The sequence below is a fragment of the Paucidesulfovibrio gracilis DSM 16080 genome, assembly GCF_900167125.1.
In the GTDB taxonomy this organism is placed as follows: Bacteria; Desulfobacterota; Desulfovibrionia; order Desulfovibrionales; family Desulfovibrionaceae; genus Paucidesulfovibrio; species Paucidesulfovibrio gracilis.
The window spans coordinates 1-18459 of record NZ_FUYC01000028.1 but is presented as its reverse complement, the minus strand read 5'-3'; the positions used below and the strand labels follow the sequence as shown (position 1 = coordinate 18459).

The following is an 18459-nucleotide window of genomic DNA, read 5'->3' as shown; positions in this document are numbered from 1 at the left end:
AGGCCTGGAGCCAATAAAAGTCTTTGGAAAGGGGGTCCAGGGGGAAGAACCTTTCTTCAGAAAGGTTTTCCCCCTGGTCGCCGAAGGCTATTCTCTTTTCTCTGTTATTTCAGCTTTCCACGTCGTATCCAGCCTGTTCCACGCTTTGCCGGATCAGGGCGTCTTTTTCATCATCCGCAGCGTAGGTCACGCGGCCTGTGTCCAGGTTCACGGTCACATTTTCCACGCCGTCCACATCCTGCACGGCTTTGGTCACGGCGGCTCGGCAGTGTTCGCAGCTCATGCCTTTCACGGTGATCTGTTTTTCCTGCATCAGGATTCCTCCGATGTTGAGGTTGTGGTCTTTTTTTCTTTAAACGAGCGCAAACGCAGGGCATTGGACACCACGGTCACGGAACTCATGGCCATGGCCGTACCCGCGATCATGGGATTGAGACCCGGCCCGCCGAAGAGGATCAACACACCGGCGGCCACGGGGATGCCCAGGACATTGAATGCAAAGGCCCAAAACAGGTTTTGCCGAATATTGCGCATCACGCTCCGGGAGAGTTCCAGAGCGGTGAGCAGTCCGTCCAGGCCGCCGCGCAGCAACACCACGTCCCCGGCTTCCACGGCGGAGTCGATGCCGGACCCCATGGCAATGCCCACGTCGGCGCGAGCCAGGGCCGGAGCGTCGTTGACCCCGTCCCCCACCATGGCGATACGCCCGTGCCGTTGCAGATCGGCCACGGCATCGGCTTTATCTCCGGGCAGGATGCGGGCGCGTACCTCATCAATGCCCAATTGTCCGGCCACGGCCCTGGCAGCAGGTTCGGCGTCGCCTGTGAGCATAACGGTACGGATGCCCAGGCCGTGTACCTTTTTCAGCACTTCCGCGCTTTCCTGTCGCGGGGTGTCTGCCAGGGCAAGCACGGCCGCCAGCGTACCATCCACAGCCAGATAAAGCGCGGTTTTGCCCTGCCCGGCGTATTGTTCAGCCGCTTCCGTGGCGGCAGGGGCAAGGCTGACATTTTGTTCCTGCAACAGCTCGCGGTTGCCCAGGAGCACGTCCCGGACACCGTCGCCGTCGTGGTCCTGAATTTGGGCATGGACGCCCCTTCCGGGTACGGAATCAAAGGATTTCGTCTGAGGAAGAGTCATTCCGCGTTCCTCAGCAGCCTTGAGCACGGCCAGGGCCAGCGGGTGTTCGCTTTGCGACTCTGCGGCCGCGGCCAGGGCCAACGCCTGTTCCTCTTGGGAAGCGGCATCGGCCTGTTCCGGAGTCCAAATGCCGTCCACCGTGGGTTCGCCCCGGGTCAGGGTGCCGGTTTTGTCAAAAGCGATGGTGCGTATCTCACTCAGAGCCTGCAAGGATTCTCCGCCTTTAACGAGGACACCCAGCTGAGCACCCCGGCCCGTACCGACCATGATGGACATGGGCGTGGCCAACCCCATGGCGCAGGGGCAGGCAATGACCATCACGGCAACGAAGATACGCAGGGAAAAAGCGAAGTCCGCACCGCCCACAACATACCAGGCCAATCCCGCAAGCACGGCAATGCTCATGACCGCAGGAACGAAATAGAAGCTGACCTTATCCGCAAGGCTGGCAATGGGGGCTTTGGACCCTTGGGCGCGGCGCACCATTTCCACAATGCGGGCCAGGGTGGTTTCCGAGCCGACACGCTGGGCGCGCATGAGCAGGCTTCCGGTGGTGTTCAGCGAGCCGCCGGTAAGCGTGTCGCCCGGTTCCTTGGTCACGGGCAGAGGTTCGCCGGTGAGCATGGACTCGTCCACGCCGGAGCGTCCCTCCACCACTTCGCCGTCCACGGGGATGCGTGTACCGGGCCGGATGCGCACCAGGTCGCCGGGCTGCACGTCCTGGGCGGGCACCTCGTTTTCTTTTCCGTCCTGCACCACCAGGGCCGTGTCCGGCGAAAGATTCATCAGCGACCGGATGGCCTCGGAAGTACGCATCTTGGAACGCGCTTCAAAATACTTTCCCAGGGAGATCAAGGCGATCAGCACTGCCGCGGATTCGAAATACAGATCCATGGCCTTGGCCACAGGGTCGAATCCATAGGCCCGGCCCAGGGCGATTTCCACGGTGTTCCACACGGAATAGAGAAATGCGGCCCCCGTCCCCACCGCCACCAGGGAATCCATGTTGGGTCCGCCGCGCAGCAAGGCGGGAATGCCGATGGTGTAGAAGAATCGCCCGGACCAGAGCACAGGCAGGGTCAACGCCAGTTGCAGCAAGGCGAAATTCAGGGGCGAGTGCATGGGATCCAGGAACCCAGGCAGGGGCATGCCCCACATGTGTCCCATGGAAACCACGAGCAGAGGCAAGGCAAAAAGAAACGCCGGTATGAGCCGATTACGGCGATGACGCAGGTCTTCGGCCATTTCGCGGCGGCGCTCCTCAAACAAATCCTCACCGGTCTGTTCCCGGCTTTCATACCCTGCGTCGCGGATGGCCTTGCGGATATCGGCGCGGGAAATGGTCGCGGGGTCAAACTGGATGGTGCCGGTATTATCGGCCAGGCTGACGTCGGCTTCGTCCACGCCGGGCAGGTTGCGCACGGTGCGTTCCACGCGGGCCACGCATGCGGCGCAATGCATGCCCTGGATGTCCAGCCGCAGGCTGTCATGATGCGCGGCGGCCGGTTCGGGCAGGTCCACGCCGAATCCCAGGCGGGACACGGATTCTTCGATCTGTTCGCGGTCTACGGTTTCCGGATCGTACTCCAGGCTCATGCTTTCCCCGGCCAGACTGACCGAGACCGAAGCCACGCCAGGAGTCTTGCCCAGCACGCGTTCGATGCGTGCGGCGCAGGCACCGCAATGCATTCCCCGCACCTGGGCCTGAACCTGTACGTTGGCGCCGGTGGCCTGTCCGCTTCCCGGTCCGCCGGGCAGGGATTCAGCGGCGCGTTGCACCTCCTGAGCCGAAGGCTTCGTGGGCGCGCTTTTTGGTGGATTGTTGGAACCCGAATCGGTCATGCCCTCTGTCTCCTTGTTGGCGTGGCTGCAAGGCCGGCGTGAATAGCGGTCCGCAGTATGAAAAAATACCTATTTTAAATGGGATTGCAACCCGGGAGGGTCACGCTGGAAACTTTTTGATGGTAATGACTTTCGTTTTCATTTGCAATCCATTCTGAAAAAAGTCGAATCAGCTGTGAAAATGTTCGTTCTTCATCGCATAACGAACATCTTGTGGAAAATCCTGTTCGTTCCTTGTGCGCTTACGGTTCATTCTTTTGTTCCTTGCTTGTTCATTTTGTCGGCTTGAATCGGCAAATGTTCATAAACAAGTTAACATGCTCAAATAATATCTAAAAACAGCAACGCAAGAATGGTTCTTCCGGCTCTGCTTCATGGTTCCTCCGGATTTGGTCCACGAATGCACGGTCCTTCGCCATTCCAGGCCGCCTGCCTTTTGCCCCGCCATGAGAGCCTTGCCGCCAGATAAACCGGGGAGATCGTTCCCGTGCGGCAGCCGCCATTGCGCAAAATCCCGCTCCACTGTGCAGCAGTGGGACACCCGCCCCACAAAGCCACGCCCTCAAAAGCACGCAACAGGCCAATTTTACACACTATGCCAGTACGGCACACAGCTTGCTTCCGTACATGAGCAATCGGTACATAGGGATGGACAACTTGCCATACAACAGGTTCCTTCCTATACTCTGTGTATGGCCCTTCTGAAATAATCGACTGGTCCGTGTGGCAACGGTCCACGGCTCCAGAAGCCTGACACGGCTTTGGTCCCGATGCAGCCGAAAGCCACCCGCCGCACAAGCAGGCGGAGGCCGAACAAAACCATTATCCCGGGCGGACCATGCCGGGTCAGTCAAGGAGGCTTGATCATGAAAAAGGCAATGTTGATTCTCGTCATGCTGGTGTTTTTGGCGGGCTGTGCCAACAAGGCCCAGCAGGGAGCGGCCACGGGCGGCTTGCTCGGAGCCACCGTTGGAGCGCTCACCGCCGGTAACAAGGTCCAGGGCGCGGCCATCGGTGCCGGTCTCGGCATTCTCCTGGGCTACATCGTGGGCAACGAGTGGGACAAGTATGACCAACAACGGCTGAACAATACCATGGAGACCGCGCCCTCCGGTCATACCAGCACCTGGCGCAACCCCGATACCGGCGCCTATTACGAGGCCACTCCCCAGCCCGCATACTACGAAGAGGATCGGATCTACCGCGACGTGGAAATGAAGGCCGTGGTGGACGGCAAGGAAGAGACCGTCAAGGCCAAGGCCTACCGCAACCCGGACGGCACCTGGACCCTGGTGGAATAGCTCCTCCGCCTCTTTGACCGCATCCGCCGACATTGTCCGTGTCCTCGGTCCGTTTGCAGACCGGGGACACGGAATCCCTCTTGTCCGCCCCCCGGGGGGACCAGGGAAAAATCCTTTGCCCCGAACCGCTTCCTCCGTATACTCACTCCCATGAAAATGTTGACCACTCCCCGCATGGAACGCTGCATCGGCTGCCATGCCTGTTCCCTGGCCTGCGCCCGGCTGGTGCACGGTCGTATTTCCTGGGATACGGCAGGCATCCGCATCAAAAGTTCCGGCGGCCTTTCCACGGGATTCGAGGCCCGCGTCTGTGTGGCCTGCGACCCGGCGTACTGCGCCCAGGCCTGCCCCACAGGGGCCATGACCCAACGTCGCGGCGGCGGCGTCATCGTCAAAAAGAAACTCTGCATCCGTTGCGGCGAATGCGCCCGGGCCTGCCCCGTGGACGCCATTCACCTGGATCAAACCGGCCAGCCCTTTGTCTGCATCCATTGCGGACGGTGTGTTTCCTTCTGCCCGCACGACTGTTTGGAACTGGTGGACGTGGATACCCCGGCCAAGGAGAACGCTCCCGGACCGGACCGGGACAGTGCAACGGAAAAGGAGACCTCATGAAATCCCTTCTTCCCGGATCCCCGGTGCGCGACCACTTCCGCGTGCTGGTGTCGGACCTGACCTCGGGCCGCTCTCGCGTGGAAGAGGTGGACGGACGCGATGCCGTGGCGGGCGGCAGCGGATTGGCCGCACTCCTTTTCGGCAAATACGGCCGGTTCGATCAGCCCTGGGACCATCCGGACCAACCCCTGATTTTTGCGGTGGGTCCGCTCACCGGCCTGTTCCCGCTCATGAGCAAAACCGTGGCCGCGTTCCGCTCCCCCTACCATGATCAATACACCGAAACCCACGCCGGCGGCCGCTCGGCACTATGCCTGGCCTTTGCCGGATACGACGCCCTGGTGATCACGGGCCGGGCCGCGCACCTGAGCTGCCTGTGTGTGGGATCGCAGCGCGTGGAGCAGCGCGATGTCCGTTGGATGCAGGGCTGGGACGCGCTCGCCTCAGGCAAGGAGCTTCGCAAGCTCTTTCCCGGCTCCGGCCACCGCAGCATCCTGCGCATCGGCCCGGCCGGGGAAAACGGCTCGGCCATGGCCTGCATCAATGTGGACACCTACCGCCATTTCGGACGCATGGGCGGCGGGGGACTGATGGGCTTCAAAAACCTCAAGGCCGTGGTCCTGCTGGGCGACGGCGTACACGAAGCCCCGGGCGGTAAAGCCTACGCCAAGCTGTTCCAACAGGTGCATTCCCGGCTCACGGACACGGACATGATGCGCAAGTATCACGACCTGGGTACGGCCGGAAACGTGGCCGCCCTGAATGAGCTGAAAAGCCTGCCCTGGCGCAATCTGCAACAGACCACGGACCCTGCCGTGGACGGCATCAGCGGCGAGACCTTTGCACAGAAGAATCTCTTGCGAAACATGGCCTGTGCCGGTTGCCCCGTGGGCTGCATCCACATCGGCTACGTGCGCCAAAAATTCCATGAGGACCACCGCTACTTCTACCGCCAGGTTTCCTACGATTACGAACTGATCTTTGCCCTGGGTTCCATGCTCGGGGTCACGGATGCGGCCGAGTCCCTGCTGATCATGGACCAGGTGGAAAAAACCGGCCTGGACGCCATGAGTGCGGGCGTGGCTCTGGCCTGGGCGGTCGAAGCCCTGGAAAAGGGGCTGGTAAGCACGGATGAAACCCTCCTGGAGCTGCGCTTCGGGGATGCCAAGGCCTTTGAACGAGGTCTGGAATTGCTGGCCGGACGCGTCAACGACTTCTGGTCCGCCCTGGCCATGGGCGTTCCCGTGGCCGTGGAGCAGTACGGCGGCGGGGACTTTGCCTGCGTGCTCGGCCAGGAAATGGCCGGCTATGCCACAGGCGAAGTGTTTTTCACCTCCCAAAGCATGGGCTTTCGCCACGCGCACCTGGACTCGGGCGGCTACGCCTGGGACCAAAAGCACGAGGAGCAGGACGTGCACGCGGCCCTGGACTTCCTGACCACGGACGAACAAAAACGGGTGCTGCTCTGCTGCATGGTTTCCTGCCTGTTCGCTCGCGGAGTGTATTCCGAAGAGCTGATCGCCGAATGCCTGGAAACCGTGGGACACGGCGAACTGGCCGGAAAACTGGATCAGGTGGGCCGCCACGCGCAAAACCTGCGCTGGGCCACCCGCTTTGCTACGGGGTACGACCCCGCCAAGGTGCGGATTCCCAAACGCTTCACCGAAGTGGTCACCTGGAAAGGCCCGCTGGACGTGGAGTACATGAATGCCTTGCGGACGGAATACGCCCGGCGCATCACAACAATGGCCGATCAGGGACGCGAAGCCCTGCCACAAAAAAGCGGAGAAACGAAATAATTCCTGGTTTCACGGCAAAATAAATGGAGCAAGTTGATTTTTTCCCGAAAAAACCCTTGCAAAGCGTGCCGGTGTTGGGTAGGAATCTTTTCCCACGCGGGCCGAGGTAGCTCAGTTGGTAGAGCAGCGGACTGAAAATCCGCGTGTCGGCAGTTCAATTCTGTCCCTCGGCACCATCAGAAAAAATGGCTTCACGTGATACGCGTGGAGCCTTTTTTGTGTGTGATTCCAGACTGTTCTTGAAATAGCACACCTCCGAGAAAGCCCTCGTTTTCCCCTCCGAACTGGTACAATCTGGTGGTACAATCTTGGTGCCGGAAGGAGCCGGGATGCGAAGAGCCCGAAACTATGCCCAGCACCTCCTGTTGAGGGGGTCGGTCTGGTATTTCCGTATGGCCGTTCCGCTGGACTTGCGGAGCCGTGTTGGTCTATCCGAAGTGAGAATCAGCCTCCGCACGGGATATGCCCGCGAGGCAAACACCAAAGCACGCAGGCTCGCCACAGCGGGCATGACACTCTTCACGCGAATACGGAACAACGACATGCCCAAACTCGACAGACGCGAACTCGCACGGATGATCAAGGTCTACTTCCACAAGGAACTGGAGGGATACGAGGACGCTGCTCTCGAACTTGGCCCGTATACTCCCAATGGCGTTCTTGCCTCGCTGGAGAGTCTTGCCGACATCAGCGAGCAGGTGCAGGACTGCCTTGCCCGAAAGGACTTTTCTTGGGTCAAGAAATCCGTTGACGAGTTCATCAAGGACAACACTCTCGACGTTCCCGAAGATACTCTGGAGTATCGACGTGTCTCGCTGGAAATCATGAAGGCGAATTTCGACATCCTTGCCGTGCTATACCATCAGCAACACGGGGATTATCCGAAGACGGACGCTCTCCTCGACAAGTATGCCGTAGCGGACACCCAGCAGGTGCAAGCTGCTCCCGCCGTCAAGGAAGAACCCGGCATCACGCTCTTTGAATTGATCGACAAGTTCTGCGCGTTCAAGGTCAAGATGGGCCAATGGACCGGGCGCGGGATCAAGGAGAATCCGAAGAAATTCAGCAAATTGAAATTCATTCTCGGCGACGTAAAGGTATCCTCCATCAACTCTGATACCGCCATGGATGTGTTCGACTGTTTCCAACGACTACCGCTGCGTCTCGACGCGAAGCGGTATAAAGGGCTGCCCGTGGACGAAGTGATCTCCATGGAGCACGACAAAAAGCTGTCGGTGAAAACCATCAACCTCCACATGGAGTCGACCTCGGGGCTATTCAAAAAAGCAATTCAATGGGATCATGTCGATCGCGATTACTTCGCGGGTCTTCGCTTGTCTGATGACGAGTCCGACGACGAGAAGCGCCTGCCGTTCGAGACGGAGCACCTGCGCACCATCTTCGCCCCCGAGCCGTTCTGGGAGAACTGCAAAAAGGGTATCGAGCAGTTTTGGCTGCCGGTGCTGGCTCTCTTTACCGGGGCGAGGATGGAGGAGCTTGCGCAACTCTGGGTCGAGGACGTGTACGAGATGGATGGAGTCCTCGTCTTGGACATCAACGACAACGGAACGAAAAGGCTCAAGAACAAGACGGCCCGCAGGAAGATACCGCTGGTCGATTTCGTTCGACATGACTTGGGATACGAGGAATTCGTGAAGGTGCAGGGCAAGGCCGGACACCAGCGCATCCTGCCGCACCTTCCCTACACCCAAATGCGTTACGGTCACAAGCCGTCACGGGACTTCAATAGGTATCTCCGCAAGATGGGCTTCAAGAAGGAGCATGTCTTCCACTCGTTCAGGCATACCGTCATCGATTCCCTGCGCAACAAAGACATCAGGGACGACGTGATCGCCAGCATGACCGGGCATTCGAATGGAGCCAACCTCCCCATTCCCAAGAACTACAAGGGACATCATAAAGTTTCCTTCATTGTGGAGAAGGTGCTCCCGCATGTCGGGTACGACATCGACCTGAGCCACTTGATCGATTGGAAGGAAAGGCTCAAGACTTGATGCTTGAGCGGTTCGATCCCATCTGATAGGGTCTGGAAAAAGTCAAAAAAAGGCATGAAGCACAAACTGATCGACCTCTTTTCCGGTTGCGGCGGAATGACGCTGGGCTTCGTTCATCCCGACTTCTGCGGGAAATTCGAAAGCGTTTTTGCGCTCGATAACGATCCGGCTGCGGTCGACAGCTACCGGGCCAACTTCGGCGACCATGCCCAATGCGGCGACATTGAAGAGTGGGTCAAAAGCGGGCGCACCCCCAAGGCAGACATCGTCATCGGCGGTCCTCCCTGCCAGGGCTTCAGCCTGCTCAACAAGAAGCGCAGAAACGATCACCGACGCGCCCTGTGGGAGCCGTACATGGACATCGTGGCCCTGTCCGGTGCGCGTGTCTTCGTCATCGAAAACGTGCAGGGACTGCTCAAGTCCGAGGAGTTCGGAGAGATCACGACAAGGGCCGATGAACTCGGTTTCGAGACGACATCCGGCTTGCTCAACGCGGCCGACTACGGCGCACCCCAGACCCGCAAGCGGGCATTCATCATCGGATGGAAGCGGTCGGAGGTCACTCCGGTCTCCTTCCCGCCGCAGCAGACCCACACCTCGGACGAGGCCAACAAGAGCCTCCCACGCTGGCGGACCGTGCGCGACATGATCGCTGATCTTCCAGAACCCGAAGAGCTCGAAATCAGAAACGAGCCCGCACCACTCAACCTCCACTTCCGCAGGAACCCCACGGAAAAGAGCATGATGCGCTACCGGGCCGTCCCGCCCGGAGGCAACCGCTTCGACCTCCAGAAAAACCGCCCGGACATCACGCCGCAGTGCTGGATCAAGAAGACCTCTGGGGGCACCGACCTCTTCGGCAGGCTGTGGTGGGACCGTCCTTCCGTGACCATCAGAACGGAATTCTTCAAGCCGGAAAAGGGCCGCTACCTCCACCCGGAGCAGCATCGCCCCATCACGCACCGCGAAGCCGCCCGCCTCATGGGTTTCCCCGACGAATTCATCTTCACCGGGACCAAGATCGAGATCGCCAGACAGATCGGCAATGCCGTGCCGCCCGACATGGCCGCAGCCGTGGCCGAAGTCGTTGCCGAAGTGCTTAGACAGAAGACCAAGAAGGCAGCCTAGCCGTTCTCTCCCTTCCTGTGCCGCACATCGTGGCAAATATTGCAGAGGGTGACCAGATTCTCCACCGTATTCTCGCCGCCGTCCGCATGATGCTGCACATGATGCGCTTCGAGGTGTCTGGCGTCCGATGGGTTCCACAGGCCATGATTCCAACCACAATCCCGGCAGGTGTGCTTGTCCCGCATGTACACCTCCCGGCGCACGGCATCCTTGATGACGCGGTCGTGTTCGGGAGCCTGCCTGTCCTCGAGGAGTACGTACATGCTCACGGGAAGGTCGGGACGGCCGGTGTTCTGGGTCGCGATGGGCCAGCCGTATTCGGTCCGTAGCTCACGGGTACGCCGTGCCCATTCACTCTTGTCCTTGGCCACGTACCGGAGCTCTTCGCCCGAGACCTCCTTGCCGACATTCTTCCGGAAGTATTTGAGAATCTTGTCGCGGACCGACAGTTCTTTTTCATTGCGGATCGTCTTGGCCACGTTCCAGCGGTAGGCTGCATCACGGTCCTGCTTGTCGGTGAGGAGCATGTAGTCGTCCGGCTTCATGGGATCGAGCTCTTCGGCTACCCCGTTCTCGTCGTCGGCCTTCATATCCTTGACCGTGTATCCGGTGATGATCTTCCAACCGTGTTCGACACGAAGCTCGCGGATGCGTCGGGCATACTCGCTGATCCCACCAATGACCATGAGTTCCTCGCCTTCGATGACCACGCCGACGTATTTGAGCAGGTAGCGAAGGATGCGTTCGCGGGCCGCCTTGGCCGTCTCGTCGCGCAGGAGGGAGCTTCCGAGGTCGCGAAGCAAGTGATTGGCCGGGATGAGTTCCCGCACCTGCTCCCGGAGATCACTGTGCTTGAGATGACCTTCGAAATCGGTCAGCAGTTCGACCAGAGAGGAGCGCAGGGCTTCGGGATCGCCGATGGAGGATCGTCTTGCCATGGATGTCGCCTTATCGCGGCAGAAAGGCCGTCAGCCGCTCCGCCAGCACGTCGAGGTTCTTGGTTTCACATTCCCAGACCACCAGACACCTGTACCCAAGCTCCCGGAGTTGTTCAATGGTCTTGGCATCGCGGGCCACGTTGCCCTTGAGCTTCTTCTCCCAGAACTCGACGTTGGTCTTGGGCTTGGTGGCCCGCTTGCAACCCGGATGGACGTGCCAGAAACAGCCGTGGACGAAGATCACGGACTTCCAGCGGGGAAGAACTATGTCGGGAGTGCCGGGGAGGTCTCTGCGGTGCAGTCGGAAGCGGTAACCGAGAGCGTGGAGGAGCCGACGGACACGAATCTCGGGCTTGGTGTCCTTGCCCCTGATGCGAGACATGATGCGGCTCCGTTGCAAGGGGGTGTTTGATTTCACCTCTGTCACTTAACCTGCTCAGTCTCAGGTAGAGGGTGTTGGCGATAATCTCTCCAAAGATCATCCGAAGTGGTTGAAGATTCGTTTCCTCTGGTTTCTCCAGAACTGCTTGTCGTCTTTGCCTTTTTCCTTCGCTTTCAGGCTACATGCAAGCTCAAAAAAGGACTCGTTTGGCAAGCCAGAATTTTTCCTAACAGCTATGGCGCTCAGCATGAATCCAAGCCCACGATCAGCATACGTGTCTTCAGATATAAGGCCAAGTATTGATCCGATGATCTTCCTGTGCTTCGGATTTTTATATGTGAGGCCGATTTCATCCATGAGCTTGCCATAGAAGACAACTTTCTGCTGTCTTGCAGCCTCCTCTAATAGCTCCCTGACACGCTCGGTGTTTTTGCTCACCATGTCTTCACCTTTCTGCTGAGTTCTGTACAGGGCAGAAACAAGCACCAACCGCCAATTCCGCTCCTTGCCTTTCACGGTGATTGCGTGAAGGTTCCCTTTGCGTATGCGTTCACTGACCGCTTCTCGTGTGATCCCGAGATAGTCAGCCGCTACACCCACAGGAACGGCAGCGAACTTCTGAGCATCCTTGTAGCATTTCTCAATATACGCTTCAGATTTCATGTCGACCTCCTTGGTTTTAATTCTGTATTTCGCAATTACAAAAATAAGTCAATGCGAGACTTTTGGGTATACCCTCCTGTCCAGTGGACAGAACATGGTCATAAGGGTTGACTTCGGGGGTTTTGTCCAGTAGCCCTAGTCCACGTTTAAGACTTCAATGTCCACCACAAGAACAATCAGAGGTTCCCAACATGCCGATCGAAAACACCCCCACCCGCCACAACATCTTCGCCTACTGCCGCGTCTCGACCCTCGACCAGAACCCGACCATGCAGGTGGACGCCATCAAGGCCCGCTACCCGGAGGCCATCATCCGAGAGGAGAAGGCGAGCGCGACCAGCAGGGACGGAAGGCCCGTGCTTGAGTTGCTCATGCAGATGATCGGGCAAGGGGACAAACTGGTGGTCTGGAAGCTCGACCGCCTCGCCCGGAACATGCTCGACCTGCTCAAACTGGTTGAGGAACTGGAGGCCAAGGGGGCATCGCTGGAAGTCTTGGACCAGCAGATCGACACGTCCACTGCCAGCGGGAAGGCGTTCCTCCAAATGCTCGGAGTGTTCGCCGAATTCGAGACCAATCTGCGCAAGGAGCGGCAATTGGCCGGGATCGCCAAGGCCAAAGAGGCGGGAAAGTACAAGGGCCGACCAGAGACCATCGACAAGGACGAAATCCGTCGAATGCTGTCCGAGGGCTCCAGCCATGCGGCCATCGCCAAAAAGCTTGGATGCTCTCCCAAGACGGTTCAGCGGGTACGCAAGGAAATGGCAAGGTAGCGTTTGCTTGACGAACCAGATGGCCCAATATGGAGCTTTGGACCCCGAGGAGAATGGGAAATATGGAGCTTTGACCCCCAAGCTCGGGGGGCAGAGCACCATATCGGGGGCGTTTTCGATCTCAACCAGCATGAAGCCCCGGCATTCCATGGTCACAGTAAAATCCAATAAAAACAACATTTTGATACATTACCGAGGTCGCAGACCGCATCAGCAGGAAGCAGAAACGGCACCGTTTAGCCCAATATGGAGCTTTGAACCCCAAACTGGACGCGAATATGGAGCTTTGAACCCCGACCTTCCAGATGCCGTTGATCCAAAGACTAGACCTTGCGGTCTTTTTCACACAACTTCAACAGGATAGAGCAAAAAGTCGCACGACACCCCGCACATTGACCGTGTTTGACCCCTGTTTCAGCCCTTCCTAAAATTTGGCAACAGGCCGGGTTGGCGTTATACGTTTGAGCCCGTTTTCCCCTTGTCTAGGTAGATGTACTGTATATCGGCACAACGCCATACAACCACCACAGAGGCAGTTTTGACTCCATCCTCTACACAGCAACCGAGATACCGGCTCACTCTTGGCCCCAAGGTCATCGTCGGCGCAGACCTCACCAAGAAGAACATCATCAAAAAGCAGAAGGCGACAGGGCAGACGCAACCACGCAAGACCAGAAAACCGGCCATGCCCTGCTTCTCACGCCGCAGCAGAAACAACCTGATCAAACTGCTCAACGGCCTTTCCGAAATGCCCGACTTCCTGCTGACCTTGAGCTACCCGGACGGGGTGAGCACCGATCCCAAGGTCTGGAAGGCGGACCTCGACCGTCTGAACCGCAGGCTCAAATACCAGTTCCCGGAATCGTGGTGGATATGGCGGATCGAGCCGATGGGGAAAACCGGAAAGCCCCACTATCACCTCGTGGGCTCCACCGGGCAACGGATCGACGCCCTCGACCTATGGAGATGGCTGCAAAAGCGGTGGTGCAAAATCGTTCGCTTGGACCCGAAGAAGGACGAATTCGCAACCGATGTGAAGGAAGTACAGAACGACTCGGGCAAGCTGGAACGGTATATCTGCAAGGAAGAGACTGGACCATACAAGGAGTATCTGGAGGGCTGGACGAACCTCACGAACCGGTGGGGCAAGATGAACGCGGCCAAAATCCCGCTTGCGCCCCTCTACGACTACGAACTCGGGCAGGAGACTCTGGACGACATCAAGGACATGGTGCTCCTCAGCGTCCAACGGCAGATCGACGCGCTGGAGGAACGCCTTGCGGCCATGACGAGCACCACCCCCCACAAGGACCGAATCGCCATCAAAAACGCAATCAAGGGCAAGAAGGCTTACATGTACCGCATCCGGTTCACGGGCGACTTCTTCTCCATCCTCGACCCCGAGCACATGAAGCTGATCAAGATGTTCCTCGACGACAGAAAGGAGAACGGACTCCTCTGACTCCCCCTATGGGATTTTTCCCTCCCTGCCCATGGTCAGGGTGTCGCGCCAAAATTTAAAAAGGCCGTTTTTGGGGAGAATCCTTAGCTACCAAGGGCTGGTTAGTTGTATCTACACGGCTTTTACTTGGACTCTTGGTCCTTTTTCACAAGCTTTCTACGCATCATATGATATGGCCCTAGCTGGTCTACTAGAAGCTCTTGCGTATACTCCTTGTTCTTTCTGTACAAAGCCTCGATGAAATCGTTTGCAAGAGGAGAATACACCTCGCTTTCAGCGTATCGAATAGTTCTGGCGTTCATCATGGACACTTGACGTTTCTCTTCAACGTCCTTGTAGTCAATCCAATCACCTGACCAATCTGCCACCAGAAAGACACTTGGCGAAACAGGGAAATGGAAACGTGACCCCTCTAAACCAATCCCTACGCCATACGCGGTTTTCTCGACAGCTTTATTCGTAACATAACAAGGGTTGTCAGAGGTCACAAATGGTTGATTCTTTCTATGGTTCACCCAAAACCTCCAATGCATCTCGCTGAGCCTCTTGCTGACCTCAAGGCCCAAATGGACAAACTCAAGGCTTGCTTCAGGTGTGACAACAACCTCCATGGAATTCTTCAAAAACGCGGCTACTTGTCCTTTCCCTCCTGCCGCTGCGACAACGGCTTCAGGGGCATTGTCAACAAGCTCTTGAAATCTTGGATTGTGGTCGACGTTCACGTCTTTGAACTGCTCCAGAACTTGCTTCTGGAAATTCTCAACACCATCCCGGAAGTTCGGGTTTCTTGTTGTCATAATTCCAAGGAACACAGCCATGTTTTCCTTGTCTTGGCGGGAGAGTTCGTCCCCTCTTTGGATAGCTTCAAGAATTGGTTTCGTCACTCCTTCGATTTCTGATAGTGTCCGCTCTATTCGAGCATCAACCTCATTCAAGTCATTAGTAAAGGAGTAGTAATGCTTTCGGACAGCAACATTGTTCGGGCCTGCTAAAAAACGCGGTCTCGAATCTTTCGGATATACATTCAGCTTTGAGTCTTCATTTGTGAAAAGACCAAGGTAGCACTGGGGAACAATATGGTGTCGTATAGGGTTGTTGGTCATGGAGACTCCTTATGTTCAGAACTGGATGCGCCACAAAGGCTACACAAGGAACTATGCTCCATGCTTCACAATTGCAATGAGAACACCTTGTCTGTGGTGGTACAAACTGGTACGATCAGGTGGTACAATGTTCGAGGAATCGGACAGGGAGTCACATCGCCAAGCGTGTGATTCCAAGGTGTTACGTGAAGCCGACTACCTTCTCTGTCCCTCGGCACCACTTGCGAATTCAGACTCCATGTTACAAGCATGGAGTCTTTTTTTTTGCCCTGATTTTCCATCAGCAATGGCAAATCAGGGGTCTACACCAAAAACAGGGGCAGTCACGAAAGCGAACTGTTCCGGGTCTACACCAAAAACAGGGGCATTGGCACCGGACGTTGGAGCAAAGACTTTTTCGCAAGGCGTAGCGAATCAGCTAGGGGGAACCGCTGAGACATACCCATCGGATTTTTGCGGGCAAAGGCCATACACGTGGGGCGACACAAGGGGCGGGTGCTGTTCCCTGCGCAGGCAAGAGTGAACAATATGACCCAAAGGCGAGTTACTGTTTGTTGGTAATGACCCGTTCGATGGCCGCAAGCAGTTGATTGATGGCCACAGGCTTGGGAATATAGTCGTCCATTCCCGCCTTGAGGAGCCGCTCCCTGTCGCCAGCCATGGCATAGGCCGTCAGAGCCACGATGGGAATCGACTGATTGCGATCGCCGGCCTCCCCTGCACGAATGGCTTTCGTGGCTTTGACCCCGTCCATCACCGGCATCTGCACATCCATCAACACAACATCGAATGTTGCTTCCTGCATGGCTTCCAAGGCCTGTTTCCCGTCATAGGCAGCGACAACACGAAATCCCACCTTTTCCAACTGCCTCCGGGCGGCCAGGCTATTGACCCTGTCGTCCTCCACCAGGAGAACATCAAGCGGCAATGTCTGCGGATCCGCATGGACGGTTTTATCGGCTTCGGAAGGCCGGGGGGCGGCGCCCATCTTGAACGGCAGGGAGACATAAAACGTCGTGCCGACGCCCGGTTCGCTCTCCACATCAATACTGCCGCCCATTTGTAAAACAAGCTCGCGACAAATGGTCAGACCAAGTCCAGCACCCTGATACTGGCGCGTCAGCCCTTCATTGGCCTGGGTGAATGAATCAAAAATACGGTTCAGCTGCTCATCCGGTATGCCCACTCCCGTATCCGCAACGGTAAAAAGCACCCTTTGCATGCCGCCGGGGGTCGTGTTCAACAAGTCCACGTTGACTTCGATGCCCCCTGTTTGGGTAAATTTGAGGGCATTGCCCACTAAATTGCTTACTATCTGATGAACTCTGAGCGGATCTCCCCGCAAATGCTCTGAAATGGCCGGATCAACTTGAAAGGAAAGCAACAAGTCGGAATGAATGGTGGAGGGTTCGAAGAGCGTTCGGATTTCCTCGATAATCGTATGCAGATTTACGGGAACATCCTGAATGGAAAGCTTTTTGGCCTCCACCCTGGCCAGATCAAGAATGTCGGAAAGCAGACTGGTCAGACGGTCGCTGGAACGCAACGCCGCCTGCACGTATTCCGACTGCTCCGTTCCCAGGGCTGTTTCCCGAAGCACATGGATCATGCCGACGATGCCGTTGAGAGGCGTGCGGATTTCATGGCTCATGTTCGCCAGGAATTCGGACTTCGCACGGCTGGCAGCTTCGGCTGCTTCTTTGGCTTCAATGAGCGCCTGCTCGGCCGCCTTGCGTTCCGTGATGTCCCGAAACTCAACAACCCGCACCTGCTTGCCCTTGTAGGGAATGTTTTTCCCCTCAAGACGCACGGGATATTCCTGGCCATTTTTGCGAACACCGACCGCCTCGTATGCCTCCTCGTATCCAGCGACGATATTCCCCCACACCAGATCACGGGATTGCGGGGCTATCAGCAGTAGCCCATCCATACCGATAAGCTCTTCCATGCCGTATCCCGTGATCTGGCAAAGCCCCTGATTGCAGTCCAAAACAATTCCCTTATCATGGATGGTAATGCCGCCGAATGATGCGTTATGCAACGCTTTGAACCGCTCTTCGCTCTCTTTGAGCTTTTTGTCGGCAGCCTTGCGCTCGGTAATGTCGCGAAACACCACATGGTGCATGCCTGTAGCACCAACTCCGGTTATAATCGTATCCACCGGAACATACGAACCGTCCGCCCGGCGATAACGTCGCTCCATCCGCACCACTTCCCCGCGCATGATGCGCTCGTAATTCTCCTCCGGGCTTCGCACGGTATAGTCCTCAGGATGCAAAATATCCCGCCCCAGAAGTCCGATGAGTTGCTCAGAAGATTCATACCCCAAAATCCGGGCCGCAGCGCTGTTGGCCTCGGTTATGCGTGTGGAAGGATCATTGAATAAAATACCATCCACGGAGCTTTCGAAAAAGTCCCGAAACTGCTTTACTTCTCGCTCCCGCTGTTCTTCCAGTTGCTTTCGTGCCGTGATGTCGATGCCGATTCCGTCAAAAAACACACCTTCATCGTCTTCCTTTCGCAACAGAGTCACGGCCAGCCAAACAATCGAACCATCCTTGTGCCGCAGCGGCAATTGGTAGTCCACGACACGGCCTTCCCTTGCCAGCTTGCCCAAAAGATTGGCACGATCCTCCGCATTTACATACCGTTCCGACATGTTCACGCGACCGGAAACGATTTCTTCCAGACTAAAGCCGCTCAGTTCCGAAACCTTCGTATTGACCTTTCGAAAAGAACCGTCGGGATACGTCTGGAATAACGCCAGACCAGCGGATTCGGCTGTGTCCACAAATCGGCTCGCTTTGCATTGCCCGCCCCAGGGCAAACCGCCTCCCCGCAAGCGTCTGCAACACCAGCACGCCAAAGGCAGGATCAGAAAAAATCCTGCCACTCCTGAAAAAACAAACCCACGCACATGCATGGGCCAGCCCAACATCCAGTTCTGCACAGCATGCAGACCGCAAAAAAGAACTCCGCCAAACAAAGCGGCGAAAAAAGAATACGGCATACAATATTTCAAAATACGCATAAACCACAAACCTAACAAAACTCTGTACACGTTCCCGGACAAAACTCTTGTTCGCCCCGCCTCTCGTGTATTCGTTTTCTAGCCGGTCAACCTAGTCCTCTCCTCATTGATTACAGTATTTCCTGTAAATAAACCATGGGAAAGTCCGTTATCCTATGCATCTGACCATACCGGGAAACGACCTGCCTCCGGCGGCCAAAGGGTCCGCGACCCTTTGGAATCCCATTTACCGCCCGCGTCCTGCGCGGCCGGGAGCATTGGTACCGG

Annotated in this window: 14 protein-coding genes, 1 tRNA gene and 1 pseudogene; 9 read left to right on the top strand and 7 right to left on the bottom strand. The window is 57.0% G+C overall.

The annotated features are described in order from the left end of the window. Positions 1 to 109 precede the first annotated feature (109 nt). Together B5D49_RS13850 and B5D49_RS13845 are read right to left on the bottom strand one after the other, a co-directional pair. Positions 110 to 313, bottom strand: coding sequence for a heavy-metal-associated domain-containing protein (locus B5D49_RS13850; RefSeq protein WP_078718316.1), 204 nt, complete (start codon positions 311 to 313; stop codon positions 110 to 112). Next, on the bottom strand, positions 313 to 2982 hold the full coding sequence (locus B5D49_RS13845) for a heavy metal translocating P-type ATPase (RefSeq protein ID WP_078718315.1): 2670 nt from the start codon (positions 2980 to 2982) through the stop codon (positions 313 to 315). Before B5D49_RS13845 ends, B5D49_RS13850 begins: the two co-directional genes overlap by 1 nt. Positions 2983 to 3848: 866 nt before the next feature. Here B5D49_RS13845 and B5D49_RS13840 point away from each other — a divergent pair. The 7 genes and pseudogenes from B5D49_RS13840 to B5D49_RS13815 all read left to right on the top strand — a co-directional run bounded on the left by B5D49_RS13840 (position 3849) and on the right by B5D49_RS13815 (position 9840). Beyond that, positions 3849 to 4283 carry a glycine zipper domain-containing protein gene (locus B5D49_RS13840; protein WP_078718314.1) on the top strand — a complete coding sequence of 145 codons (435 nt, stop codon included), beginning with the start codon at positions 3849 to 3851 and terminating at the stop codon, positions 4281 to 4283. Positions 4284 to 4433: 150 nt separating this feature from the next. After that, the gene (locus B5D49_RS13835; RefSeq protein ID WP_078718313.1) at positions 4434 to 4898 is read left to right on the top strand and encodes a 4Fe-4S dicluster domain-containing protein; all 465 of its coding nucleotides are present in this window, start codon (positions 4434 to 4436) and stop codon (positions 4896 to 4898) included. After that, on the top strand, positions 4895 to 6697 hold the full coding sequence (locus B5D49_RS13830) for an aldehyde ferredoxin oxidoreductase C-terminal domain-containing protein (protein WP_078718312.1): 1803 nt from the start codon (positions 4895 to 4897) through the stop codon (positions 6695 to 6697). Before B5D49_RS13835 ends, B5D49_RS13830 begins: the two co-directional genes overlap by 4 nt. Before the next feature lie 100 nt (positions 6698 to 6797). Next, positions 6798 to 6873 (top strand) — tRNA-Phe (locus tag B5D49_RS13825). Positions 6874 to 7026: 153 nt separating this feature from the next. Continuing rightward, positions 7027 to 7221, top strand: a pseudogene (locus tag B5D49_RS15145) (DUF6538 domain-containing protein); the annotation flags it as partial. A gap of 18 nt (positions 7222 to 7239) precedes the next feature. Next, a complete protein-coding gene (locus B5D49_RS13820; RefSeq protein ID WP_159447249.1) occupies positions 7240 to 8712 on the top strand; it encodes a site-specific integrase in 1473 nt (490 codons plus the stop codon). A 54-nt stretch (positions 8713 to 8766) separates the two neighbouring features. After that, entirely contained in the window at positions 8767 to 9840 is a 1074-nt protein-coding gene (locus B5D49_RS13815; RefSeq protein ID WP_078718310.1) for a DNA cytosine methyltransferase, read from the top strand. Here the strand turns inward: B5D49_RS13815 and B5D49_RS13810 are convergent. Genes B5D49_RS13810 through B5D49_RS13800 form a run of 3 tightly spaced genes read right to left on the bottom strand, consistent with a single transcriptional unit; the run spans position 9837 to position 11823 of the window. Continuing rightward, positions 9837 to 10778 (bottom strand): HNH endonuclease, encoded by a 942-nt coding sequence (locus B5D49_RS13810; protein WP_078718309.1) that lies wholly within the window; start codon positions 10776 to 10778, stop codon positions 9837 to 9839. The genes B5D49_RS13815 and B5D49_RS13810 overlap by 4 nt on opposite strands. A 10-nt stretch (positions 10779 to 10788) precedes the next feature. Further along, on the bottom strand, positions 10789 to 11196 hold the full coding sequence (locus B5D49_RS13805; RefSeq protein ID WP_268802031.1) for a very short patch repair endonuclease: 408 nt from the start codon (positions 11194 to 11196) through the stop codon (positions 10789 to 10791). A 60-nt stretch (positions 11197 to 11256) separates the two neighbouring features. Next, positions 11257 to 11823, bottom strand: a complete 567-nt coding sequence (locus B5D49_RS13800) for a hypothetical protein (RefSeq protein ID WP_078718307.1) — start codon at positions 11821 to 11823, stop codon at positions 11257 to 11259. A gap of 191 nt (positions 11824 to 12014) precedes the next feature. Here B5D49_RS13800 and B5D49_RS13795 point away from each other — a divergent pair, with 191 nt between their 5' ends. Beyond that, positions 12015 to 12596: a recombinase family protein gene (locus B5D49_RS13795; protein WP_078718306.1), complete on the top strand. Its 582-nt coding sequence runs from the start codon at positions 12015 to 12017 to the stop codon at positions 12594 to 12596. A 490-nt stretch (positions 12597 to 13086) separates the two neighbouring features. Further along, positions 13087 to 14058 (top strand): inovirus Gp2 family protein, encoded by a 972-nt coding sequence (locus B5D49_RS13790; RefSeq protein ID WP_144019514.1) that lies wholly within the window; start codon positions 13087 to 13089, stop codon positions 14056 to 14058. Positions 14059 to 14180: 122 nt separating this feature from the next. Here B5D49_RS13790 and B5D49_RS13785 read toward each other — a convergent pair whose 3' ends face one another. Both B5D49_RS13785 and B5D49_RS13780 read right to left on the bottom strand, forming a co-directional pair. After that, on the bottom strand, positions 14181 to 15161 hold the full coding sequence (locus B5D49_RS13785) for a DUF4238 domain-containing protein (protein WP_078718304.1): 981 nt from the start codon (positions 15159 to 15161) through the stop codon (positions 14181 to 14183). Between the two features lie 544 nt (positions 15162 to 15705). Continuing rightward, positions 15706 to 17952 (bottom strand): PAS domain-containing hybrid sensor histidine kinase/response regulator, encoded by a 2247-nt coding sequence (locus tag B5D49_RS13780; protein WP_159447248.1) that lies wholly within the window; start codon positions 17950 to 17952, stop codon positions 15706 to 15708. Positions 17953 to 18459 lie beyond the last annotated feature (507 nt).